We start from the raw sequence: 23476 nt of genomic DNA on the forward strand, positions 1-23476 counted from the left end.
AAACCGACGAAGTTAGACTTGCATTCGGCTGATTTCCTGATAGGCCTCAAGGACCTTGTTGCGCACCTGGATGGTGAGCTGCATCGCGATGCTCGCCTTTTCGGCGGCCATCTTGACATCGTGGATTTCTACGCCAGGTTGACCCGTGAGAAAGGCGTTCTGAATCTCGCGGGCTTCGCCCTGCGTTTGATTCACTTCCTTCATCACGTCCATCATCATCTGGCCGAAGTCTTCGGTCCCCGTGGCCCCGCGCTTGGCCATTTGGCTTGCGAGGTTGGGGTTCTGAAATCCATCGATTCTCATGGGTGTGTGTCTCCTTAGATGTTGCCAATGTTAAGCGCGGCCTTCGCCATGCTCCGAGCCGAGTTGAACGCGGCAATGTTTGCCTCGTAGGCGCGGCTCGCGCCGAGCATGTTCACCATCTCGATGACGGGTTGAACGTTGCTCATGCGGACATTCCCTTGCGCGTCGGCATAGGGGTTGGTCGGATCAAAAATAATCTGCAGCGGCGTCGGATCAGTCACGATCTGCGACACACGCACGCCTTCGCGCTCGGCGCTGAGGACGACTTCCTTGCGGCGGTACGCATCCTTGGTCGGCGTTTGAATGGTGTTGGCACCCGCAATGTTCTGGGAAATCACGTCCATGCGGAATCGCTCGGCGGTCATGCCCGAACTGCTGGTGCGCATCGCGCTAAAAATAGACATCTACTAGCGGCCCTCCCGGATCACATTCTTGAGCCCGCTGAAGTAGCGGTTCGTCAGGTCGGTGAGCAACTGGTAGCGGATTTCGGTCTCCGCAATGGCGAACGTTTCGCGCTCCATGTCGACGTTGTTGCCGTCGATGCGGATGCTGGTCTGCTCGGTCTCGCGTTGCCGGCGATCGTTAAGCATAGATTCGAAGCGGCCGGAGTTGTCTTGTTCCAGGCTAATGTTCATGTCCACGTCGCGGCGTTTGTAGCCGGGCGTGTTGACGTTACTGATGTTGCGCGTGAGAAGCCCCTGGCGCAGGGAAGCCTTGTCAAGGGCCCGCTCCAGGTTCACGGCATGACTGCCAAACATCGCGTCGAGGTACTGCATCACTCCACCTTTCGAAATGGCCTACTGCGGCCTATCAGGTGTTGTTGGCGATGCGGGCGGGCTTCTTTAGGGAATCTCGCGCAGTTCCTCAGAATCTACTTGAGGTTCAAAAAGTTAGGCGCGGTTGAACGAGGCCTTGCTCGTGCTCCAGCAGGCGCTGTTTGAGGCTAAGTCCGCCGGCGTAGCCGGTCAGTTGGCCGCTCTTGCCGATCACTCGGTGGCAGGGAATCAGGACGGCAATCGGGTTTTTGCCGTTGGCTTGACCCACCGCGCGGGCGAGCTGCGGGTTGCCGAGTTCGATCGCGATGTCGCCATACGAGGTGGTCTTGCCAAAAGGGATGCGCAGGAGGATTTGCCACACCTGATGATGAAACTCGGGTCCGCGCGGACTGAGGGGCAACTCGAACTGCTGGAGTTCGCCCGCCGAGTACGCCTCGATTTGGCGGCACGCTTCTTGCTGCAGTGGGGTTTGGGGTGGGTGCGCCACCGTGCCTTCGCCGATCCACACCTTGGTGATCGCGCCCATGTGCTCGGTGATTCGCCACAAACCCAGATGCGTTTTGACCTCCGCCACGTCACTCATGAAAGAATAATAACCGGTTGTTGAAAAAAGTATTTGGTTTTCGCCGTCCCTTGGTGTACACTCAGAATACGTATTCACGCGGTCCTCAACGATGAGAATCACACAGCAAGGTATAGCGAAAATCGCCGGGGTTAGCCAAGCCACGGTCAGCCGCGTACTTTCGGGCGACGACCGCGTAGAACTCGATATCCGTGACCGCGTCCTTGGAGTAGTCGCCTCGCACAACTACCGGCCCGACATGCGCGCCCGCTCCCTGCGTCAGCAGCGCACCGGCCTCGTGGGTCTGGTTCTCCGCCGCGAACCGCAAGAACTCGAAGGCGATCCATTTTTCAGCATGCTCATCTCGGGCATCATCGGCTATCTCGTTGACACGCCCTTCCACCTCTGCGTGGACGTGGCCAACGACGATTCGGAAACCGCGGTCTACGATGAGATGCTCCGCTCGCGGCGCGTAGACGGCATTATTCTCGTCGAGTCCTCGCCGGATGACGAGCGCATCGCCCGCCTGCGCGTGGACGAGTTTCCGTTTGTGGTGATCGGCAACCCGCTGATCGAAGACAGTTTTAGCGTGGACAACGACAACCGGCTCGCCGGGAAGCTCGCGACGAAGCACCTGATTGAACAGGGATATCAGCGTATTGCCTTCCTGAGCGGACCGCGCGACCTCACCGTCTGCGGCGATCGTGCCCAAGGCTATTGCGACGCAATGGCCGAAGCGGGACGACCGACCAAGGTTGTCTACAGCGATTTCGGCATCGAGAGCGCACGCTGCGAGGCACACCACTTGCTCAACCCGAGCGATCGCCCCGATGCCCTTGTGGTGATGGACGACTTTATGGCGATGGGCGCGGTGCAAGCCGCCCGCGGCCATGGCCTGGCCGTCGGTCCCGACCTCGGAATTGTCAGCTTCAACGACTCTCATCTCTGCGATGTTTTAGAAAATGGGCTCACCAGCATCAGTCTCGGCATTCCGGAAATGGTGAAGATTTGTTGTGAAACCCTGATCGAAGCGATCGAAGGTCGCGATACCCCGACGGCTCGCCGCCGCATCGTTCCGTGCGAACTTCATGTGCGCGGGTCAAGTCAAAAACTTAAGCAATTCGCCTTATGACGTTACTTTCGCTCATTGCGCTCTTAGCTCAGGACACATCAGTGGCCCATGAATTCGTATTCACGGCGACCTCTGAGCTCAAAAGCGTCCACGTGGCCGGCACTTTTAACGGCTGGAACAAAGACGCGAACCCGATGACGAAATCGGGCATGCAGTGGCGCACGACGCTCCGCATGCCGGTGGGCAAACACTACTACAAGTTCGTAATTAACGGCGACACCTGGATTACCGACCCGCTCGCCAAGGTCAACGAGGACGACGGCAGCGGCTATGTGAACTCGCGGCTCGTGATTTTGCCGCCGAGCTACAGCAAGCCGGGAGTTAAAGGCGATGGCACCATCACCACCGAGGTTGTGTCCCACGATCAGGCGTTGCCCTCGCTCAATTACGACCAAGGCAAGGTTCGGCTGACCCTGAAGGGCCGCTCCAACGACGTCGAAAAGGTGGCCGCCGTGGTGGGCGGAAAGGCGTTCCCGATGACCGTCGCGACCGCGGACGACATCTTCACGACCTACGAGGTCAAGATTCCCTGGGATCGCAAGTCCGAACTCAAGTACCAGTTCCGCATGACCGACGGCCCCAAGGTGGTGACCTTAGCCAAAGATGGCTTCGGTGGCACCGTGCCATTCCTCATCTCGCCGAAAACCTTCACTCCGTTTATGGTTCCTTCCTGGGTTGAAAAAACCGTCTTCTACCAAATCTTCCCCGACCGCTTTGAGAATGGCTCCAAGGCGAACGACCCCAAGGATACGGAGGACTGGAAGAAGGGCGTGCCGACCTACTCGAACTGGTTTGGCGGCGATGCCGAAGGCATCCGCCAACGCATTCCTTATTTACAAGGGCTCGGCGTCAACAGCATCTACATTAACCCAGTCATGCTCGGCAACAGCAATCACCGGTACGACCCCTGCGATTTTTATAAGATTGACCCGCCATTTGGGACAAATGACGAGTTTATCAACCTGACGAGGGAATTGAAGAAGGCGGGCATCAAGACCGTGCTCGACCAGATTTTTGATCACGTCGGCATCAAGTTCCCGCAGTTCCTCGATCTCCTGAAGAACCAAGAAAAGTCGAAGTATAAGGATTGGTTCTTTGTCAAATCCTGGCCGGTCGAAGTCCGACCGAATCCGCCCTACGAAGGCTGGTGGGGCACTGAGTACATGCCCAAGGTGAACATGAACAACCCCGAAGTGCGGGAGTACATGTTCAGTTCGATCGCCTTTTGGATGAGCCGCGCCGAGCTGGCGGGCTGGCGCATGGACGTGGCCAACGAAGTGCCAATGGAGTTTTGGCGCGAGTTCCGCAAGTACGTCAAGAAGATTGACAAGGACGCCTACCTGGTTGGCGAGGTGTGGTACAACGCCGCACCTTGGCTGGGCGGCGATCAGTGGGACGCGAGCATGAACTATCCGTTCCGCGACCAGGCTGTCCGGTTTATCGCGCAGAGCAACATCAGTGCGAGCCAGTTTGCCAACGGGCTCATGCAGGTGTATCACTTCACCGCTCCGCAAGTCGCTCGCAACCAGCTCAATCTGCTGAGCAGCCACGATACCGAACGATTTATTCACCTGGCGGGAGGCAACCGCCAACTCCAAATGCTGGGCGCCACGCTCCAAATGACCTGGGTGGGTGCCCCGAGCATCTACTACGGCGAGGAGTTGGGGATGCCTGGCGGCAAAGATCCGGACAATCGGCGACCGATGATGTGGGACGAGGCGAAGCCGAGCAACGAGATCTACAGCCACTATCGCAAGCTCATTGCCCTGCGAACGCGCAGCGCCGTGCTTGCCTCCGGCGAGCCGGTGATCCTCTCGGCCGACGACGCCAAGAAATCCATGGCGTACGCCCGGGTTCTCGGGAATGAGGCGATCGTGACCGTGCTCAACCGCTCTGACCAACCGCAAACCTTAGACATCTCGCTCAGCAAACTGCCCGAGGCGGCCCGCCGAGCGATGGGTGCGAGCCCCCGCGAATTTTTCACCGGAAACAGTGTTTCTATACAATCAGCGAATAAGCTACGAGTAACGGTTCCGCCGCTCTCCGCCGCCCTCGTTGGGACCCCCGGCTCCGGGTTGGAGTCAAAGCAATCCGTACCTCCCCATCGTGGAGGAGAATAATCATGACAAGTCAACGCAGACTGGGCTTCACGCTCATTGAACTTCTCGTAGTCATCGCGATCATCGCGATCTTGGCGGCGATCCTTTTCCCGGTGTTCACCCAGGCGAAGCAAGCCGCTAAGAAGATCGTTGCGCTCAGCAACATGAAGCAGATCGGGTTGGCCTCCACGCTGTACTCGAACGATAACGACGACACCGTGGCACCGAAGCTGCGCATCGGCTTTACCGGCGTCAACGGTCCCGATCCTTACAACGCGATGTCGACTGACCGCATTCTGCAGCAGTACGCCAAGAACTACACAGTGTTCGCGAGTCCGTCCGACTCGGGTCGAAGCTATCCGACTCCGTTTGGCAATCTCCGCCGCACGGTGGCCGTGGCCTCGAACTACTTCATCAGCACTCAAGTGCGACCAGGCTACTGGGCCGGTTTCACGGGCAAGAGCCCGCGCACGGAATCCTCGGTGCCGCAACCGGCCGACACCATCGCATTCGGCGAGCGCCGCATGTGCCCGGACGATCCCAATCCGTGGAACAAGGACAACTGGTTCTACTGCATCCAGCTGAACAACACCCGATCGGCGGACGAACTGCTCTCGACGGAGCCGGCGGCTCCGTACGGCGAAGTCATGACCAAGGTCTATGGCGGCGGCTCGAACTTCGCGTTCGCCGATGGCCACGCGAAATACCACAAGATGAACGGTAGCCACACCTATAATGGCGCTAGCCGACTGTGGGGCTTCAAGTTCACCGGCTACCGCGAATCGCCGCGCTGGCAAGACAACCCGAACAACAACGCTCCGGATCCCTACTGGCATGCCGGTTTGAGCTGCCTTGACTCGGGCTGGCCGACGACCGAAGGAGATTGCCCGATTCCGGGTGAATGATGAAGCAAGAACTGCCTAAGGGCGCAGTCATTGCGATCATCGTGGCCGTGGCGCTGGTCGTGCTCGGAGGAGCGTACATGCTCTCCGGACGCGCGGGTGCCTCGGCGGAGGACCGCAAGTTGGAAGAGATGCAGGGCGCGGCCGCGCGCCAACAATACTCAGGGTACGAAAGCTCCTCGGGTGGCGCTGGCGGCGAAGCCGGTGCTCAAGGTGGGCCTCCGCAAAGCGGTGAAGGTGCGGCTCAGGCTGCCAACCCGTCCGGCAAGCCCGGCGGGTAGTCGTCCTCGTCCAACAAGAAAGAGCCCCGATCTTAGGATCGGGGCTCTTCTATGTGTGCGGGTTGGGGTTAGACGCCGGCTTCGGCCGTGGCCACGCGCTCGACGTTGCCGCCCAGGCTATTGAGCAGGGCCTCAAAGTTCATGTAGCCGCGATCAATAAAGTGGATATTGCGGACGATGGTCTCGCCTTCGGCGGCGAGTCCCGCCAGAACCAGAGCCGCGCCCGCGCGCAGGTCGCTGGATTCCACCACCGCGCCATCGAGGCTTTCGACGCCCTCGATCTGGGTGAGGCGTCCCACCACGCTCATCTTCGCGCCCATGCGATTGAGCTCGCTGACGTGGCCAGTCCGGCTTTCGTAAATCGTTTCCTCGATGGAGCTTTGCCCCTTAGCGAGGGCGAGCACTGCGGCCATCGGCTGCTGAATGTCGGTGGCAAACCCCGGGTACGGCATCGTCTTGATCTTGATGCCTTCGAGACGGCTGGGGGCGGCGACCGAAACCCAGTCGAAACCTTCTTCGCATTCGGCACCGGCTTCGCGGAGCTTGTTAATCAGCGCAATCTGGTGGTCGGGCATGATGCCGCGCGCCGTGACCTTGCCGCGAGTGATGGCTCCCGCCAAAAGGAAGGTGCCCGCTTGGAGCCGGTCTTCGGGAACACGGAACGTGCAACCGTGCAGACGGTCCACACCGATGATGGAAACAGTGGGGGTACCCGCGCCCTCAATGCGGGCCCCCATTGCGGTCAGGAATTCGGCAAGCTGCACGATCTCGGGTTCGCAGGCAGCGTTTTGGATCACGGTCACGCCCTCCGCGAGGGTGGCCGTACTCATCAGGTGTTGGGTCGCCCCGGCGCTGGGGAAGTCAAGGTAAATCTCAGTGCCGCGGAGGCGATCGACTTCGGCGATGTAGTTGCCGCCATCGAGGTCAATCTTCGCGCCCATCATGGCGAGGCCCTTCAGGTGGAAGTCCACCGGCCGAGCACCGATCTTGCATCCGCCGGGGGCAGGCAGGGTCACTTGGCCGAGTCGAGCCAGGAGCGAACCGATGATGTAAAAGCTGGTGCGGATCGGGCGGACGATGTCTTCTTCGACAATCGCCGGTTGCAGCGTGGTGCAGTCAATATCCAGGTTATCTCCACGCCATTCGAACTTCGCGCCGAAGCGGCTCAAAAGTTCAAGTTTGATGTGGATATCCGATACATTCGGAACGTTGGTGAGGGTTGTTACCCCGCGCCCCAACATGACGGCGGAAAGAATCGCCAGCGCGGCATTCTTACTCCCCGGAACAATAACATCTCCCACCAAGGGAGCCCCACCCTGAATCTTTAGTACATGCATGCTGAGACCGTCCATCCGTGGACTTCAGAAGAAGCATCTCCTGAAGTCAGCATTTTACCGGGAAAGACGCGAAAACTGCGAACTTCGATGCAAAAAAGCTAGTGTTTTCGACTACTTTCGGCGGGCTCTCAAAAACTGTCGGGCGACCAACGCGACGGTGATCGCGGAGCCGATGATCTCGGCCTTGCCGGCGATCGCGCGGGTGACGATCGAGATGTTGTCCATCACGCCGTGCGCGGTGCTGCCAATGGCTTTGCTCGACTCGGAAACATTGCCCACGAGCGAGGAGACCCGACCGCCGATTTCGTCAACTTTCACGGCTAAGAGTTCAATCTTTTTCGTGATCTGCTTAATCGCGCCAATCAGGTAGATCGCCACCACGAGTAGCGCGATCAGCAGCAGGATGCTGAGTCCGAAGAACGCTCCGGAAAGATTCAACCACCACTCTGGAATTTGCTGCGGCATGAGATTAGTGTACTTGACCACCTGAGCCACGGCGATGCGCTTGCCGACAATTGAGAGGGCAAGGCAGGGAACTCGCGATGGAAACCGTGGTCAACATTTCTGAAACTCAGCAAACAATCGTCTTTCAACTGGAAAACGAATTCTACGGGGTGGACATTTTCCGGGTGAACGAGATCATTCGCTTACGAGAGATAACGCCCATCCCGGGCACCGAGGCGCATATTCGTGGCTTGGTGAATCTGCGGGGCAAGACCATTCCCGTGATTGACCTGAAAGCCCGTTTCGGCATGGGCAGCTGCGCGGAAGCCGCCAGCACCCGCATTATCGTTTTGGATAGCGACGACGGCAACGTCGGCATTTTGGTGGACGCGGTCCGCGAGGTGTTGACCTTGGCCACCGACGACATTGAGCAGGCCCCGGCCCTCGTCACTGACCTTGACAACGAGTTTGTCCGCGGCGTGGCCAAGAGCGCCAACACGCTCATCACCTTGCTCAACATCGATCAGGCGCTCGCCGCCTAACCCAGTTTTCATTTATGAGCGCCGAACTCGACATGAGTCAATATCTCGATTTGTTCCTCCAGGAAGCGGGGGAGCAACTAGAGATTCTTGAACAAGAGACGCTGAACCTCGAAGACGACCCCTCGGTGGAGCGTCTTCAGCTGATTTTCCGGGCGGCGCACACCATCAAAGGCAGCAGTCGGGCGATGGGCTTTGCCAACTACGCGGGCCTTACCCACGAGATGGAGAACCTGCTGGACCAGCTGCGCAACGGCGTGCTGAAGGTCTGCACCGAGATTACGGATGCGCTGCTCCAGTGCATCGACACGCTCAAGTCCATGTCCGAGGGCATTGCCGCCGGCACCGGCGATCAGGTGGAATGCGGGCCACTGATCCTTGCCTTGCAAAAGATTTCCACGGGGTCTGCGGCGGTGAACGCGCCTCCGGCTGGCTCAGGCTCACTCACCGAAGAGCAACTTGAAACGCTGAAGCTCGCCAAGTCGACCGGCTCCCTTTTTCATGGCGTGTTCGACCTGGCGCCGGACTGCGTGATGAAGTACGTCCGCGCGTTTATGGCGATTAGCGCGATTCAGGCGCACGGCGAAATCGTGTTGGCGGTGCCCAACGAAGACGAATTGGAAGCAGAAGAATTTGGCGATCGCTTTGAAGTGTGGTTCCAATACGCGGACGACCTCAACGCCCTGACCGAGCATATTCGCGGGATTTCGGAGGTCGCCAGCGCAAGTATCGGCGAGTACGATTTTGCGCCCGCACCCACGGTCATGCTGTTGGCGGCGGAACCTGCCGTCCCCGCGGAGGCCCCAAAACCCGAAGCGAAGAAGACGGAGACAAACCAGACCGTCCGCGTGGACGTGGCTCGGCTGGATGCGCTGATGAACCTGGTGGGCGAACTCGTGATTGATCGCACGCGGATCGCTCAAATCGGGAACGAACTCGCCGGCAAGTACCACGATGCCAACATTGACGCCCTCAGCGAGACTGTGGGCCACATCGCGCGAATCACCACCGACCTGCAGGAGCAGATTATGAAGGCGCGGATGCTGCCGATTGACACCGTGTTTAACCGCTTCCCGCGGGTCGTGCGCGACCTCGCGCAGAAGCTCGGCAAGGAGATTAAGCTCGAACTCGTCGGCAAGGAAACCGAGCTCGACCGCAGCGTCATCGAGGTCATCGGCGACCCGCTGCTGCACATTCTGCGAAACTGCGTGGACCACGGCGTCGAGATGCCCGAGTTTCGCTCCGCAGCGGGCAAGCCCGCTACCGGCACGATCACGGTCAGCGCGCGTCACCAAGAAAATCATATTGTCATCGAGATTCGGGACGATGGCGCGGGCATTAACCTGGCCCGCGTGAAAGAAAAGGCCGTGGCGAATGGCATGATGACCAAGGACGCGGCTGACAAGATGCCCGACAAGGAAGCCTTCCAGCTTATCTTTGCGAGCGGTCTGAGCACTGCCCAACAAGTGAGCGACGTTTCCGGTCGTGGCGTGGGAATGGACATTGTGCGGTCCAACATTGTCAAACTGGGCGGCATCATTGATATCGATTCCGAGGTTGGTAAGGGGTCTAAGTTCACACTGCGATTGCCGCTCACGCTCGCCATCATTCGCGGTTTGCTCGTTGATATCTGCGCGAGCACGTATGTGATCCCGCTCGGCAGTGTCGTCGAGACGCTGTTCCTCGATTCCAACGAGTTTCAGCGGGTCAATAACAAGCCGGTTACTGTCATCCGTGGAGCAACAACACCGCTCGTGGATCTGACTAAGAAATTTTCACCTAGTAAAAAGAACAGTAAAGATTCGAGCGAATCTTCCTATGCTGTTATTGTGGGCCTTGCGGAACAACGAATTGGTTTGTTGGTGGATGAACTCATCGGCGAACAAGAAGTTGTGATTAAGTCCCTCAGCCGACACTGCGGGGAAGCCCCCGGAGTTTCGGGTGCAACGATTTTGGGGGATGGCAACGTCGCGATGATTCTCGATGTCAGCGCCCTACTTGCAAGTTAAAGAAATGGAACAGACACGACAAAGCGCAATTCAGGCAACGATGGAAAAGGCGATGGGTGACCTTCCGCCGCTTCCAACGATCGTGACCAAGGTTCTCCAAATTACGGGGGACGTGAATGGTAACGCCTCCGACCTGGAACGCTACGTGTCGATGGACCAATCGCTCTCGTCCAAGATGCTGCGGGTTGTGAACTCGCCCTACTTTGGCATCGCCGGACAGATTTCGAGCATCAGCCACAGCATCGTCATTCTGGGCTTTAACCAGATTCGCAACCTTGTGCTTTCGGTCGGGGCCAGCGCGATGTTCGCTTCGGACAACGAGCGCGCTCAACCGGTGCACCTGGACTTCTGGCGTCACTCCATGGCCACCGCGACGTGCGCCACGGCGATTGCCAAGCACAAGAAGTTCGCCGTTAAGGAGCTTGAACTCACCTTCGTCACGAGCATGATCGCCAACGTCGGCGCATTGTTCTTGCTGAAGCACCTCACGCTTCCGTACCTGCAAGTGTACGATCGCTGGGATCAGCACCGACAAGTACCGCTCAGCCATTTTGAGAACGCCGTCTTCGGCATGACCCACGCGGATGTGGCGGAAAAGCTTTGCCAGCAGTGGAACTTGCCCGACGAAATCGCGGCTTCGCTGAAGCAGCATGAAGGGCCGTTTGAGAATACCGATAACCCGGTGGCACTCGCACTTCACCTGGCCGATCGCTTGGCGACGATGGTGATTTCGGGTCAAGAACTCAAGGGGCAGATTTTTGGGGCAGATGAGTCGGCAGTTGCTTGGCTCGACGCCGAAATCGAACAGATCGAACTGTTTAAGGCTGAGGCGAAGGTCAAGCTCGAAGACAGTAACGACATGCTCGATTCGCTAGCCGCTTAATTGCGAGCTAGCGTTTCTACTAGCAAGTTTTTGTGAGAGGTAGGGAAAAGAGCGAATGGGATAGGACTTCCCACGCAACATGACGAGGTCAAGGAATGAGCATTGGATCCAGCAGTGGAATAAGCTTTTCGGGATTGGCGAGCGGGATTGACTCCAGCTCGATCATTTCCCAGTACATGCGTATCGAGAACCTAGCGGTTACTCGGGTGCAGAACCGTCAAAATGCGATTAAGCAGCAGCTTAGCGCGTTCGGGCAGTTCAAGTCGCAACTGCGCGGCCTCAGCAACTCCATTGGGCAATTGGCTACGGCGTTCAACCTCGTCCAGGGTTCGGCTACGATCGCCGATAGCGACATCGCCAAGATCGAGAATTCTTCCAACGCGGCGGCCGGTAACTTTTCGCTCCGCGTCAACAAGCTTGCGCAGTCGCACAAGCTGACTTCCGATGCCAAGGCCACGGACGTGGCGCTCGGCTACAACGGCTCGTTCAAGATCAACGACAAAACGGTTGTGGTCACGGCGAGCGACACCATGGCGAACATCGCCACCAAGATTCAATCGGCGGGTGCCTCCGCCTCGGCCACCGTCATCAACAACGGGACGGGCTCCAGCTATCTTTCGCTGACGGCCGGAAGCTCGGGCGTGGATAACGCCATGCGCCTAGAAGATACGCAGGGCGACATTCTGGAAAAGCTCGGCATTTTGGAGCGCACGGGTGGCACGACGACGACCACTACGCGAATCTCGGGCGAGTCCATCGTCGCCGTTGACAAGGACGCAAGTTTCGCCAAACTGTTCGGAATTCCAACCGACGGCGACCCCGCGAGCGTGCCTACGTTCAACGCCAACTTGGTTCTGAAAGGGATTGACCCGGTGAAATTCCGCCAGCAAAATGATGCTGATTCCAAGCAGACGCTCACCATCAACGGGCAAAGCGTCACCTACAAAATGTCCGACTCGCTGAGCACGCTTAGCGATGCAATCTATGAGGCCACCGGCATCAAGCCGACGATCGAAAACACGCCCGGCGGCGCGAAGCTGAACCTTGGCGTGCCGAACGCCGACATCACCGATACCGGCGGCATTTTCAACGCCGTTCAAACGACGAGCGAGACCGGCGTCACCAAGCGGATCAAGTCATCCGCCGTGGTTCTGGCGGCCCAAGATGCTGAGGCCCTCGTGGATGGCATTCTCGTCAAGAGCGCTTCCAACAAGCTCGAAAAGGCGGTCAATGGCCTTTCGATCACGCTGCTGAAAGCCGACCCCGCGAAGGAAACTCAGGTCACCATCAGTAAGTCGTTTGAGCAAACCAAGGGCATGGTGACGAGCTTCGTTGACAATTTCAACGGCATGGCCGAGTTCATCTCGCAAGCCACCCAGTTTGACAAGGAAACCTACGCGACGGCGGCCCTGTTTGGCAACGCGGTGATCTCGCAAATCGAAGGCGAAATGAACGGCCTCGTGACCAAGGTTGTGCCCGGACTGACCGGAAAGTACCGCTCGCTCGTGGACCTTGGCATCACCAGCGATGGCGGCGGCAAGATTAAGGTGGACCAAAGCAAGCTCGCCGACGCGCTGGAAACCAATCCCGACGCGGTGAAGAAGATTTTCCAGGCCACGGCCGATGTCACCGGCGACGGCTTCTCGTTCGTCAGTTCGACCGACAAAAGCAAGGTCACGGGCAGTGCGTGGAACGTGAACATCACGCAAGCCGCGCAAAAGGCTTCCCGCACCGTGGGCAACTTCGATCCGACTGGAGCGGGCGCCACGATTCGCCTGAACGGTGGCGGACTGAGTTCGGAGGTTTCGCTGAGTGTGGCCGCCGGAACGAGCAAGGCCGACATGGTCCGCGCGATCAACGCCGACACCCGCCTGAACGCCTTGTTCGAGGCTTCGGTGACGGCCAACGGCGAACTCAAGATTGAATCCAAGCGTTTCGGCGCGTCGGGCAACTTCACCTGGACGCCAAGCTGGACGGGCACGCAAAGCAGCGTCAACGGACAAGACGTGATGGGCACCATCAACGGCGAACCTGCCACCGGCTCGGGTCAATTTTTGACCGGCAACAAGGACAACCTGACGACCGAGGGCGTGCAACTGATGGTTACCAGCACCACGACGGGCGCGCTCGGCACCCTGCAGTTCCAGCGCGGCATCGGCTCGCTCATGCAGCAAAGCCTGGAGAAGTTTATGGACGGCACCACCGGCCTGCTGACTTCCAACGAAAAGGGGCTTCAACAACAAATTGATGACTTCGACAAGCAGATCGTGACGTTGCAAGAGCGCGCGAAGGCAAAAGAAGCGGTGCTGAAGTCCAAGTTCGACGCGATGGAGCGGGCGATTGCCGCCTCGCAAGCGCAGGGAAGTCGGCTGACTTCAATCCTGGGCTCGGGTAGCAGCGGATAGCGCTAACCAATTCGCTTCGGTGAGCTGATGCGGGCGGATCTCGGGCGAGAGCCCAACCTCGGCCACCACTTCGCGGCTCCAACCGGCGGTCCTTAAGTTGTTCGCCAGCGTCTTCCGCGGCTGCCGAAAAGCGGCCCGTACCATGCGGTAGTCCACCGGCGGCTCATCGCCGCGCGGCGTGATCACCAGCACGATGCTATCCACCTTGGGCGGGGGGAAAAAGCACCCTGCAGGCGCTTTGCACAGCCGCTGAATATGGAATTGCGCTTGCAGGTTCACCGAGACTGATCCGCGCAGGCGATCGCCGGGCGCGGCGAGAATCTTCTCCCCCACCTCGGCTTGCATCATCAGCACGCACTTTTGCACGTGGGCGCGCTGTTCGGCGAAAGCCTCGAGCAGCGGGCCGGTGATGTTGTACGGCATGTTGCTGACGATGGCGCGTGGGCTGGGCAGGCTCGCGAGCACCGGCGCGAGGTCAACGGTCAGCACGTCCTGATGCCGAATCTCGGCGTCGGGCGCGCTCTCAGCGAGCGCCGAAATGGCCACCGGGTCCACCTCATAGGCGATCACTCGGCGTCCGGCAGAAAGGGGTTGCGTGAGTACGCCCGGGCCCGGGCCGACTTCCAGCACGCCCGCCACGTCCGCGACTTCGCCGACGATGGCTTCCACCACGCGAGAGGAGATCAAAAAATGTTGGCCCCACTTTTTCTGTGGAGCCAACCCGTGGCGCTCAAGCAGAGCGCGTAGTTCTGTCGGCGAGGTGAGGTTGATCACCTAGCGCAGAATATGAACCCGAACCTTTCGGCGACCGAAGTTATAGATCGCGCCTCGGTCGTGCATGCAAAGGTCAATCTTGTTGCCCTTGATCGCGCCTCCGGTATCGGCGGCGATGGCAAACCCATAGCCTTCTACGTAAACCTTGGTGCCGAGCTTAATGACTCGGGGATCAACGGCCACCACGCCGTACTTCGCCTTGATGCCGCTGGCGGTGAGGCCCTGAGGGCTGCCATCGGTGGGATAGTAAGCGGTCGCCGTCATCGTCATCACGCGTCCGCGATCGAACGAGCCACGGCTCGATGGATATCCGGAGGTGCCCATGAGGATAATCTCGGGCTTCGCTTCGGTGCGTTCGGTGGAGAGCAGTGTGCGAACGGACTTGCCGTTCTTTGTGCGCAGTTCGTAAACGCGCTTCACTGAGCCGGGTTGACCCTTTTGCTTGGTCAGGAGTCGGCCCTTGCCAACTTCTCGGCTGAAAACGTATTGAGTGGAAAACGGAATCTTTGCAGATTCGATCTTCTGAATAGTTCGAGTTTCCGGTAGCGGATTCGACATTACCAGTTGGAATGTCATCACCCCTACAAGAGCACCCTTAATCTTGCTAAGGCGCATAGGCGGATTGTGTCCGTGCGTGGTCGCAACAAAGAGGATACCCCGACGGAGGTCGAGATATCCCCCAATTTTATCGGAATGCTAGACAAACTTCTGTAGGTTGAACCTATTTGCCAATGCAAAAATCGTGGAAAATCCTATCCAAAATGTCCGCCGACGCGTGTTCGCCGGTGATTTCTCCCACCGCAAACAGGGCATCGCGCAAGGCGACCGAGGCGAGGTCGTCGGGCTGATCGGACTCCAAGCAATCGATGGCCAATTGGACCCCGGCAATGGCCCGCTCCAGCAACGGTTGATGCCGCGCATTGATCGCCACATCGCTGGCGTTGGCTTGCCCGGCCAGGGCCAAGCGGATGGCATGTCTGAGATCAAGCAGACCCGCACCGGTTGTGGCACTAACGCCGGTTTGGCCCGGTACGAGGTCAACCTTGTTCATCACCACGAGATGCGGACTCGTCAACCGCCTGATCTCCTGATGGTCCTCGGGCGACAAGCCCAGTTGCGCGTCCACCACATAGAGAATCAGGTCCGCGCCCCGGGAGGCGTCGCGCGATCGCTCGATGCCGAGCCCTTCCACGAGGTCCGCCGTTTCGCGCAGACCCGCCGTGTCGATGAGGCGGCACGGCACGCCTTCAATCTCGGTCATTTCCTCCACCGTGTCGCGCGTGGTTCCGGCCACCGGCGTCACCAGCGCGCGGTCGCGACCAAGCAGCGCGTTGAGCAGACTGCTTTTTCCCGCGTTGGGCGCACCCACCAGGGCCACCACCGCGCCTTCGCGGGACAACCGGCCCCAGGCTGCAGTTTCCAGCAAAGTTTGGAACGCCGCAAGACTGCGCTGGAGTTTGGGCAACGCCGCAGCGCGGTCCAGAAAGCCGATCTCCTCACTAAAATCAACGCTGGCTTCAATGGCCACGAGCACATCTTTGGCCGGAGCCATGGCATTGGCCAGCCGAGCGTGGAGATGTCCTTGCCGCACGCGATTGGCGGCGCGAAACTGGGCGTCGGTTTCAGCGTCTACGGTGTCGCGGACGGCCTCGGCTTGCGTGAGGTCCAGGCGGCCGTTCAGAAAAGCGCGGCGCGTGAATTCGCCCGGTTCCGCGGGTCGTGCGCCTTGCCGTTCAAGGGCGTCAAGCAGCAATCCGACCGCCACCGGCGATCCGTGCACCGTCAACTCCACCGACGGATCGCCGGTGTAGCCGCGACCCTCGGCAAAGGCCAGGGCAAGGCCCTCGTCGCCGGTGCTGAACTGCCCGAAGTACGCTCGGTGACTCTCAGGTTCGTTGGGCAACCCGGCGAACACGCCGCGCACCACCTCGAAGGCGAGCGAACCCGACACACGAATGACCGCCACCGCGGCCCGTCCGGGCGCGGTGATCGGCGCAAAGATCGTGTCGAAGTGGCCCGCCATGCCCATCATTGTGTGCCATCATCCAAGCGTATGGCGCGCTACGCCCTCGATTCCTCCGCTTGCCAAACGTTCAACATCTCGGCCCGGCGAGAATGGCTCCGCACCAACGGAATCGGCGGCTTCGCGATGGGCACCGTCGCCGGCGTGAACACTCGTCGCTACCACGGTTTGCTTGTCGCGGCGACCGATCCGCCCGCCCACCGCGTGGTGCTGGTCCCCAACATTGACGTCGAAATTGTTTCGGGAACCGAATCAATCGGGCTCAGCGCGAATCAATATCAAGGGGCCGTTCACCCCGAGGGTTTTGCATACCTCGATTCGTTTTCACAAGACCACGTCTTGCGGTGGGAGTACGTGTCCGGCCCGTTCCGCCTCGCTAAGGCGATCGCGATGACGGAGGGCGAAAACACCACGACGATCCGGTTCGCGAACACGGGCACCAAGGGCTACACGGTCGTCGTGCGTCCGCTTGTGAGCCACAAGTTTTATCACGCTAACTTCCGCGCGTCCGCCGAATATCCGGAGCGGCTGGACTTCGCGACCGACCAAACCATCGTCGGCAACGACGGCGTGAACCTGCACATTCATCACGCCGAGTGGACCCGCGAGGAGGCGGTCGGTTGGTACTACCGCTTTGAGAATTTGCGCGAGGCGGATCGCGGATTGGACTCGCGGGACGACGCGTATTGTCCTTGCGTCCTGAGTCATCACTTGTTGCCGGGGCACGAGATTCGGCTCGTGCTGAGCGACCAGCCAAACCCGACGCCCTTTGCCGATTGGGATGAGGGCGAGTTTGTCGAGGATTTTGAGCAGCGCCTCATGTCTGCGTGCGCCAAATTCATCGTTCGCACACCGTCGCGCACTTCGGTGCTCGCGGGCTACCCCTGGTTCACTGATTGGGGACGCGACACCATGATTTCGCTGCCCGGCATTTGCCTCGAAACCGGCCAAGTTGAGGTCGCGGAGCGCATTCTGCGCGACTACGCCTCGCAGATGCGGCGTGGGCTGATCCCGAATCGCTTTGTCGAAAAAGGCGAGATTCCTGAATACAACACTGCCGACGCCACGCTTTGGTTTGTCAACAGTTGCTACCTCACGCACCTGGCCAACCCGGGCTCCGGACTGATCCGGGAGCTTTGGCCGAGTCTCAAGTCGTTCTTTGAGCACCATATGGCGGGCACCGATTTCGGGATTCGCATTGACGCCGACGGCCTGCTAACGCAAGGCGAGGAAGGCTTGCAACTCACTTGGATGGACGCCAAACTCGGCGATTGGGTGGTGACGCCGCGCCGTGGCAAGGCGGTCGAACTCAATGGACTTTGGATCAACGCGTGCCGTATCCTCGCCGCCCTCGCCGAGGGCCTTGGCGAAGACCCGGCCCCCTACGCAACTGCCGCCGACCAAGGCGAAGCGTCGTTCGAAGCCAAGTTTTGGAAGGAGTCGCTGGGCTACTACCTTGACGTGGCTGAGCCCGACGACGCCAGCCTCCGCCCGAACCAGCTGTTCGCGATCTCGCTGCCATTCGGCCCGGCCAAAGGCGGACACGCAAAGCGGGCGCTGGCGGCGGTGCGCGAGCATCTGCTGACGCCCGTCGGCCTGCGCACACTGGCGCCGGATTCGGTGCACTATCGTCCGCGGTTCCGCGGGCCGCTTCAGGAACTCGACGCGGCCTACCACCAGGGCACGGTGTGGCCCTGGCTCATGGGCGCGTTCATTGAAGCGCATCTGAAGCTCGGCGGGTCTCCCGGCGAGGCCGAAGAGATTCTACGCAACGGCATTGAGATGCTCGAAGACACCGGGATCGGCGGCATCGCCGAAGTGTACGATGGCGACGAGCCGCGCGAGGCGGCGGGTTGTCCGTGGCAGGCGTGGAGTGTGGCCGAATGGCTTCGCGCCAGTAGACTAGCTTCGAGAGCCTCCACGGTGGTAGAATAACGCTGTCTCACTATGAATTCCTCGAACGAGCCAGTACGCCCGACAGCCGATGCCCTGAACGACTTTGAACTTGGTCGTTACGTTCTTTCGAACTTGGCCGCCAAGCGCGCCAAGCAGTTGAAGGACGGCGCGCCTCCCCTCGTCCGCGTGGATTCCAACAATCCGCTGACGATTGCGTTGGCTGAAATTGCCGCCGGCAAAATCCGCGCGAATCTGCCCGCCGAAAACGCACAACTCGCGGTTACGGAAGTTGCCTTCGACGACACCTTGCCGACCGAACTGGGCATCCTGCTTCCGGGCCTCGATGAAATCGAAGCCGACGGCGTGAGCGACCTGCTTGATCACGAACTGATGGAAGAGGAAATCGCCGAAGGCGGTCTTACTCTGGACGCTCTGCTTGACGACGAAGCCGAAGTCGAAACCGTCGCTCCCGAGCACGAGGACAGCGTTTCGCTGAGCGACCTCGAAATCGAAGAAGAGCACGCCGACGACGAAAACTCGGACGACGAAGCGTAAGAAGGTTGATGGCGAACAAGGATCTGTACGAGGTCCTCGGCATCGGTCGAGGGGCGTCGGCGGACGAGATCCGCTCCACCTTCCGCAAGCTAGCGCGTCAATATCACCCCGACGTCAACCCCAATAATCCCGAAGCCGAGGAAAAATTTAAGGAGATCAACGAGGCGTACAGCGTCCTCAGCGATCCCGAAAAGCGCCAAGCCTACGATCAGTACGGCAGCACCGAGGGCATGCCCCAAGGGCCGTTCTTTGGTGGTGGCGGCGGCGGGGGCTTTGGCGACATCTTCGACATGTTTTTTGGTGGCGGCGGCGGTTCGCGCCAGCGGTCAGTCGGCACGCCCGGCGACGACCTGCGCGTGGATGTTGACCTCACGCTGAAGGATGTTCTGACCAGCCAAGAGCGCAAAGTGCGATTCCGAAAGCCGGTCAAGTGCGGTACCTGCAGCGGCAACGGCACGGCCAGCGGCTCCGCGCCCGAAAAGTGCGGTAACTGCCAAGGCACCGGTCAAGTGACGCAGGTGCAAAACACGTTCCTGGGGCAGGTGCGCACCAGCGTGCAGTGCAACGTGTGCCGCGGACAAGGCTATTCCATCAAGGACCCGTGCAAAACTTGCCGCGGTCGGGGGTTGGTGGCTGAAGATTTCGAAAAGACTATCAACGTCCCGGCAGGCGTGGAAGAGAGCCAGGTGATGCACCTGCGCGGCGAAGGTGGCCAAGGGCTGCGCGGCGGCGATGACGGCGACCTCTACATCACGCTTCACGTGGCCTCCGACGAGCGATTTGTGCGTGACGGTCGCTACCTGCAGACCGCGCTCGAAGTGACGTATCCGCAAGCTGTCCTCGGCGACACTGTGATCATCGACGGCGTGGACGGCGACGTGGAAATCACGATCCCCGCCGGCACTCAGCCCGGAGAAGTCTTTACCGCCAAGGGCCAAGGGTTGCCTCCGCTTCATGGCGGACCGCGCGGCGATCTTTACGTGCAGATGCAATTGAGCGTGCCCAAGAAGATCAACGAGGCCGAAGAAAAGCTCATCCGCGAGCTCGCCGAATTGCAAGGCGACAATCCTTCCGGCCCCGGTGGCGGCGGTTTCTTGGGTGGCATTTTCGGAAAGAAGAAATGATTGAATCTTGGACTTGCGTGACGGCGACTCTGCGTGACGAGCCCGAGGATTGGGCGCCGTACCATGAGGTTTTTGCCCGACACGGCATTGACGGAACGATCGTGGAGGAGAAGCCGTGGCGCATCTCCGGGTACTGTTACGACCCCGCCGATGTCGAACTCGATGCTCTGAAGACAGCGCTTGCCGAAGCGCAAGTCGATGGCGTGCAAGTGGCCCTGGTGCCGAGCGTGGACTGGGCCGAGATGTGGAAGCAGTACTTCGTGCCGCGCCGCATCGGCGAGCGATTTGTCGTGCGTCCGACGTGGGAAGCCTACGAGACGCAGCCGGGCGATCTCGAGATTGTGCTCGACCCCGGGCAAGCCTTCGGCACCGGCGATCACCCGACCACGCGCATGTGCCTGGAGCTCATGGAGCGAGCGGCTCTGCCCGGCGAACGCGTGGCCGACATTGGTTGTGGCAGCGGAATCCTGAGCGTTGGCGCCATGCTCCTGGGCGCGCAATCGTGCGTCGGCGTGGATGTCGAGCGCGCTAGCGTGGAAGCTAGCCGTGAGAACGCCGAGCGCAACGGCGTGGAATGCACGTTTTTCGAGGGCATGGGGTTTCAGCCGCTCGGCGATGACGGTCCCTATGATGTGGTGCTGAGCAACATCATCAGCGCCGCGCTCATCACGCTTGCGCCGCATCTGCCGGTGTGGACCACCAATGGCGCGCGCTGGATCATGAGCGGCATTATTCAAGCGAATTGGCCAGATGTCCGCGCCGCCGCCGAGCGTCACGGATTTGCCTATCGCGAGCATCGGGAGGAAGGCGAGTGGGTCGCGGCCCTGTTCGATCGGGTTTAGCCCCGATTCGGTCGCTGCCGCGCTGCTTTTTGCCCGACAGCGACTTTAGCGGCGAGTCCTTGGAGATTCCCAAGGAGGAGTATCGCAAGTTTCACAACGTGTTGCGGTTGAGCAACGGCGACCAGGTCGCGCTCTTTCCCAACGATGGCACGGTTTGGCGCGCCGAGCTTCGCCGCTACGAGGCCGTGCTCTTAGAGCAGGAGCCCGTACTCACGGAAAGCGCGCGGCGCATCACTTTGGCGCAAGCACTCCCGAAGGCCGACAAGATCGACGAGATCATTCGCATGGGCACCGAGCTCGGCGTCGCCGAGTTCATATTGTTCAGCAGCGATCGCACGGTGGTGCAGTGGTCCGGCTCCAAGCTCGACGACAAGCTCCACCGGATGGGCTCCATCGCTCGCGAGGCGTGCGAAGTGGCTTACCGCGGCCGGTTGCCGATCATTCGGATGACGCCTAATCTGGCGAACCTGCTGAAGGAGCAGCCGGAGGCGATTGTGCTGGCCGAAACTCCCAACTTGGACCGCACGCTCAAGGCGCGCTTGAGCGCCGGCACCGACGCCACATTGGTGATTGGTCCCGAAGGCGGCTGGAGCCCCAACGAAGTCAAGACGATCGGCGATCGCGCCACAACGCTCGGGCCGCGCGTGCTTCGGGTCGTGACCGCGGCGGTCACCGCGTGCGCCCTGGCGCTCGCCGATTAGGTTCAAACGGGTACCCTTCACCCCGTGTCTGGTCGCGTAGTTCGCATTGGTTTATTGGGGTTTGGAACGGTCGGAAAGGGTGTTTTCGACATGCTCAGCGACAATCGCGAAGTCATCGAGCGGCGCGCCGGACTGCCCATCGCGATTCACCGCATCGCGATTCGCGACGAGGGCAAGGATCGCGGCATTGACCGCAAGCTGTTCACGACCGACTGCGAAGCCATTGTCAACGACCCCGAGATTGACGTCATCATCGAGGTCATCGGCGGCGTCGAACCCGCCTACGAACTCATCAAGAGTGCGCTGAGGCAAGGCAAAAGCGTGGTGACGGCCAACAAGGAACTCATGGCCAAGCACGGCTCGGAACTGCTCAACATGGCCGCCGCGCAAGACCTCGACCTGCACTTGGAAGCCGCTGTTGGCGGCGGAATTCCGCTGATTCAGCCGCTCAAGCACCAACTCGCGGGCAACGATATTCTGCGGTTGGTCGGCATTCTCAACGGCACCACCAACTACATTCTCAGCAAAATCGAGGAGGGCGGCGATTTTGGTCAGGTGCTGGCCGAGGCGCAGGCGCTGGGCTACGCCGAAGCAGATCCGACCGCCGACGTGGACGCCTTCGACACAACCTACAAGATTTCGATTTTGGCCAGTATCGCGTTTGGTCGGCAAGTCGATCCGGCGCAGGTGTCGCGTCAGGGAATCCGGTCCATCACGCGCAAGGATGTGGAGTACGCAGAGAACCTGGGTTTTCGCATCAAACTGGTCGGCATTGTCGAGCCGACCGGCGAGCAGGTGCGCGTGCGAGTGCACCCTGCGCTGGTGGCCGCCGACCACCCGTTGGCCTCGGTGCGCGGCGTCTACAACGCGCTCTGGGTCGAAGGCGATTTCGTGGGCAGTTTGCTGTTCTCCGGACGCGGCGCGGGCGGCGCGGCAACCGCGTCGGCGGTCGTGGGTGACCTCATTGACATCGTCCGCAACATTGACGACGAAGGCAAGGGTTCGGCCGTGCCGTATGCCGAAGGCGGGGAAGTCGCGAGCATGGACAACCTCACGTGCCGCTACTATCTGCGAATTCGGGTGAGCGATCGCCCCAAAGTGCTGGGCGAAATCGCGCAGGTGTTCGGGCTCGAAGAAATCTCGATCAGCACCATGGACATGCGGGTGCTTGGCGAGGGTCAGGGCGAGATCACATTCTTGACCCACCCCGCGCGCGAGGCCAATGTCCAAGCCGCTCTCCGGGCGCTCAAGAGCGAGCCCGGAGTGCAGCAAGTGGAAAACTGCCTACGTGTGCTCGACTAGAACCGGAAGCCGAGTTCAAACTGCCAGCCGCGGAAGACTCGCGTGCCATCGATGTAGCTGACCTCGACAAACGGGGCAATGCCCTTGGCGAGGTCGCCGTACTTGCCGCCAAGTTCGCTCAGGGTGTCGAACTTGCTGAGCATTTTGCCGATGCCGTACTGTCGCACCCAATCTTTCTTGCCGGCGAAGTCGGTGCCGCCGCGCGGTCGAGCCTCGGCGTAGCCGTAACCGGTGATGATGTACACGCCCGCACCCTTGACGCGGTTGCGGTTCACCAGCAGAAGACGATACACATCCGCGTCGGCGTCACCACCGCTTTGTTGGCGACCCGCGAACACGCCGGTGAGCGACAGACTCTGCTTGCTGCCGGTCCACGGCTGCTGCGAAATCGTCATGTCCGCGCCGAGCGAATAGCCTTTCAAGCGGACGCGGCTCGGGTTCACGCCGTCGAATTCGAATCCGTTGAACCAGCCAGCCCGCAGGCTGACGCCCTTGAGCAGCGAGTTTTGGGCGAAGGAGGGGGCGGCGACGGCCACGGCGAGACAAAGAACAGCAAGGCGCATAGGTGCATTTTAGCCCCAAGGTAT

Annotated in this window: 24 protein-coding genes; 14 read left to right on the plus strand and 10 right to left on the minus strand. The window is 60.2% G+C overall.

Translation table 11 applies throughout. The features are described 5' to 3' along the window. Nucleotides 1-12: 12 nt before the first annotated feature. The 4 genes from fliE to JNJ45_03645 form a co-directional block, all read right to left on the minus strand. Entirely contained in the window at nt 13-303 is a 291-nt protein-coding gene (fliE, locus tag JNJ45_03630) for a flagellar hook-basal body complex protein FliE (GenBank protein MBL8047753.1), read from the minus strand. Between the two features lie 14 nt (nt 304-317). Continuing rightward, nucleotides 318-707 carry a flagellar basal body rod protein FlgC gene (flgC, locus tag JNJ45_03635; protein MBL8047754.1) on the minus strand — a complete coding sequence of 130 codons (390 nt, stop codon included), beginning with the start codon at nt 705-707 and terminating at the stop codon, nt 318-320. A 3-nt stretch (nt 708-710) separates the two neighbouring features. Next, nucleotides 711-1079, minus strand: a complete 369-nt coding sequence (flgB, locus tag JNJ45_03640) for a flagellar basal body rod protein FlgB (GenBank protein ID MBL8047755.1) — start codon at nt 1077-1079, stop codon at nt 711-713. A 106-nt stretch (nt 1080-1185) separates the two neighbouring features. Further along, entirely contained in the window at nt 1186-1662 is a 477-nt protein-coding gene (locus JNJ45_03645) for a methylated-DNA--[protein]-cysteine S-methyltransferase (GenBank protein MBL8047756.1), read from the minus strand. A 91-nt stretch (nt 1663-1753) separates the two neighbouring features. Here JNJ45_03645 and JNJ45_03650 point away from each other — a divergent pair, with 91 nt between their 5' ends. The 4 genes from JNJ45_03650 (at nt 1754) to JNJ45_03665 (ending at nt 6055) form a co-directional block, all read left to right on the plus strand. After that, a complete protein-coding gene (locus JNJ45_03650; GenBank protein ID MBL8047757.1) occupies nt 1754-2773 on the plus strand; it encodes a LacI family DNA-binding transcriptional regulator in 1020 nt (339 codons plus the stop codon). A 92-nt stretch (nt 2774-2865) separates the two neighbouring features. After that, the gene (locus JNJ45_03655; protein ID MBL8047758.1) at nt 2866-4893 is read left to right on the plus strand and encodes an alpha-glucosidase C-terminal domain-containing protein; all 2028 of its coding nucleotides are present in this window, start codon (nt 2866-2868) and stop codon (nt 4891-4893) included. Between the two features lie 2 nt (nt 4894-4895). Then, entirely contained in the window at nt 4896-5777 is an 882-nt protein-coding gene (locus tag JNJ45_03660; protein ID MBL8047759.1) for a prepilin-type N-terminal cleavage/methylation domain-containing protein, read from the plus strand. After that, nucleotides 5774-6055: a hypothetical protein gene (locus JNJ45_03665; protein ID MBL8047760.1), complete on the plus strand. Its 282-nt coding sequence runs from the start codon at nt 5774-5776 to the stop codon at nt 6053-6055. The genes JNJ45_03660 and JNJ45_03665 overlap by 4 nt, the downstream gene beginning before the upstream one ends. A 68-nt stretch (nt 6056-6123) precedes the next feature. Here JNJ45_03665 and murA read toward each other — a convergent pair whose 3' ends face one another. Beyond that, nucleotides 6124-7407: a UDP-N-acetylglucosamine 1-carboxyvinyltransferase gene (gene murA / locus JNJ45_03670; protein ID MBL8047761.1), complete on the minus strand. Its 1284-nt coding sequence runs from the start codon at nt 7405-7407 to the stop codon at nt 6124-6126. 96 nt (nt 7408-7503) lie between these two features. Then, entirely contained in the window at nt 7504-7857 is a 354-nt protein-coding gene (locus tag JNJ45_03675) for a hypothetical protein (protein ID MBL8047762.1), read from the minus strand. An 86-nt stretch (nt 7858-7943) separates the two neighbouring features. On the opposite strand from JNJ45_03675, the gene JNJ45_03680 reads away from it, so the two are divergent. The 4 genes from JNJ45_03680 (at nt 7944) to fliD (ending at nt 13672) form a co-directional block, all read left to right on the plus strand. Further along, nucleotides 7944-8378: a purine-binding chemotaxis protein CheW gene (locus JNJ45_03680; GenBank protein MBL8047763.1), complete on the plus strand. Its 435-nt coding sequence runs from the start codon at nt 7944-7946 to the stop codon at nt 8376-8378. Between the two features lie 14 nt (nt 8379-8392). Next, on the plus strand, nt 8393-10384 hold the full coding sequence (locus JNJ45_03685; GenBank protein ID MBL8047764.1) for a chemotaxis protein CheA: 1992 nt from the start codon (nt 8393-8395) through the stop codon (nt 10382-10384). A gap of 4 nt (nt 10385-10388) precedes the next feature. After that, nucleotides 10389-11267, plus strand: coding sequence for an HDOD domain-containing protein (locus JNJ45_03690; GenBank protein MBL8047765.1), 879 nt, complete (start codon nt 10389-10391; stop codon nt 11265-11267). Between the two features lie 95 nt (nt 11268-11362). Continuing rightward, on the plus strand, nt 11363-13672 hold the full coding sequence (gene fliD, locus JNJ45_03695) for a flagellar filament capping protein FliD (GenBank protein ID MBL8047766.1): 2310 nt from the start codon (nt 11363-11365) through the stop codon (nt 13670-13672). On the opposite strand, the gene JNJ45_03700 is transcribed toward fliD, so the two are convergent. From JNJ45_03700 to mnmE, 3 genes are all read right to left on the minus strand, one after another. Next, the gene (locus JNJ45_03700) at nt 13643-14359 is read right to left on the minus strand and encodes a hypothetical protein (protein ID MBL8047767.1); all 717 of its coding nucleotides are present in this window, start codon (nt 14357-14359) and stop codon (nt 13643-13645) included. The genes fliD and JNJ45_03700 overlap by 30 nt on opposite strands. Before the next feature lie 87 nt (nt 14360-14446). Continuing rightward, complete coding sequence (locus JNJ45_03705) at nt 14447-15061, minus strand: G5 domain-containing protein (GenBank protein MBL8047768.1); 615 nt, start codon at nt 15059-15061, stop codon at nt 14447-14449. A 106-nt stretch (nt 15062-15167) separates the two neighbouring features. Beyond that, nucleotides 15168-16469 (minus strand): tRNA uridine-5-carboxymethylaminomethyl(34) synthesis GTPase MnmE, encoded by a 1302-nt coding sequence (gene mnmE, locus JNJ45_03710; protein MBL8047769.1) that lies wholly within the window; start codon nt 16467-16469, stop codon nt 15168-15170. Between the two features lie 30 nt (nt 16470-16499). On the opposite strand from mnmE, the gene JNJ45_03715 reads away from it, so the two are divergent. From JNJ45_03715 to JNJ45_03740, 6 genes are read left to right on the plus strand one after another with little or no spacing between them, the layout of a single operon-like run. Beyond that, nucleotides 16500-18404, plus strand: coding sequence for a glycogen debranching enzyme family protein (locus JNJ45_03715; protein ID MBL8047770.1), 1905 nt, complete (start codon nt 16500-16502; stop codon nt 18402-18404). A 12-nt stretch (nt 18405-18416) separates the two neighbouring features. Further along, on the plus strand, nt 18417-18920 hold the full coding sequence (gene rpoZ, locus JNJ45_03720) for a DNA-directed RNA polymerase subunit omega (protein ID MBL8047771.1): 504 nt from the start codon (nt 18417-18419) through the stop codon (nt 18918-18920). 8 nt (nt 18921-18928) lie between these two features. Then, a complete protein-coding gene (gene dnaJ, locus JNJ45_03725) occupies nt 18929-20044 on the plus strand; it encodes a molecular chaperone DnaJ (protein MBL8047772.1) in 1116 nt (371 codons plus the stop codon). Further along, a complete protein-coding gene (locus tag JNJ45_03730) occupies nt 20041-20886 on the plus strand; it encodes a 50S ribosomal protein L11 methyltransferase (GenBank protein MBL8047773.1) in 846 nt (281 codons plus the stop codon). Before dnaJ ends, JNJ45_03730 begins: the two co-directional genes overlap by 4 nt. Then, nucleotides 20856-21587, plus strand: a complete 732-nt coding sequence (locus tag JNJ45_03735; protein MBL8047774.1) for a 16S rRNA (uracil(1498)-N(3))-methyltransferase — start codon at nt 20856-20858, stop codon at nt 21585-21587. Before JNJ45_03730 ends, JNJ45_03735 begins: the two co-directional genes overlap by 31 nt. A gap of 24 nt (nt 21588-21611) precedes the next feature. Continuing rightward, nucleotides 21612-22889: a homoserine dehydrogenase gene (locus JNJ45_03740; GenBank protein MBL8047775.1), complete on the plus strand. Its 1278-nt coding sequence runs from the start codon at nt 21612-21614 to the stop codon at nt 22887-22889. On the opposite strand, the gene JNJ45_03745 is transcribed toward JNJ45_03740, so the two are convergent. Continuing rightward, nucleotides 22886-23452, minus strand: a complete 567-nt coding sequence (locus JNJ45_03745; protein ID MBL8047776.1) for a hypothetical protein — start codon at nt 23450-23452, stop codon at nt 22886-22888. The genes JNJ45_03740 and JNJ45_03745 overlap by 4 nt on opposite strands. Between the last annotated feature and the right edge of the window lie 24 nt (nt 23453-23476).

The sequence above is a fragment of the Chthonomonas sp. genome (genome assembly GCA_016788425.1).
Lineage (GTDB): Bacteria > Armatimonadota > Fimbriimonadia > Fimbriimonadales > Fimbriimonadaceae > JAEURQ01.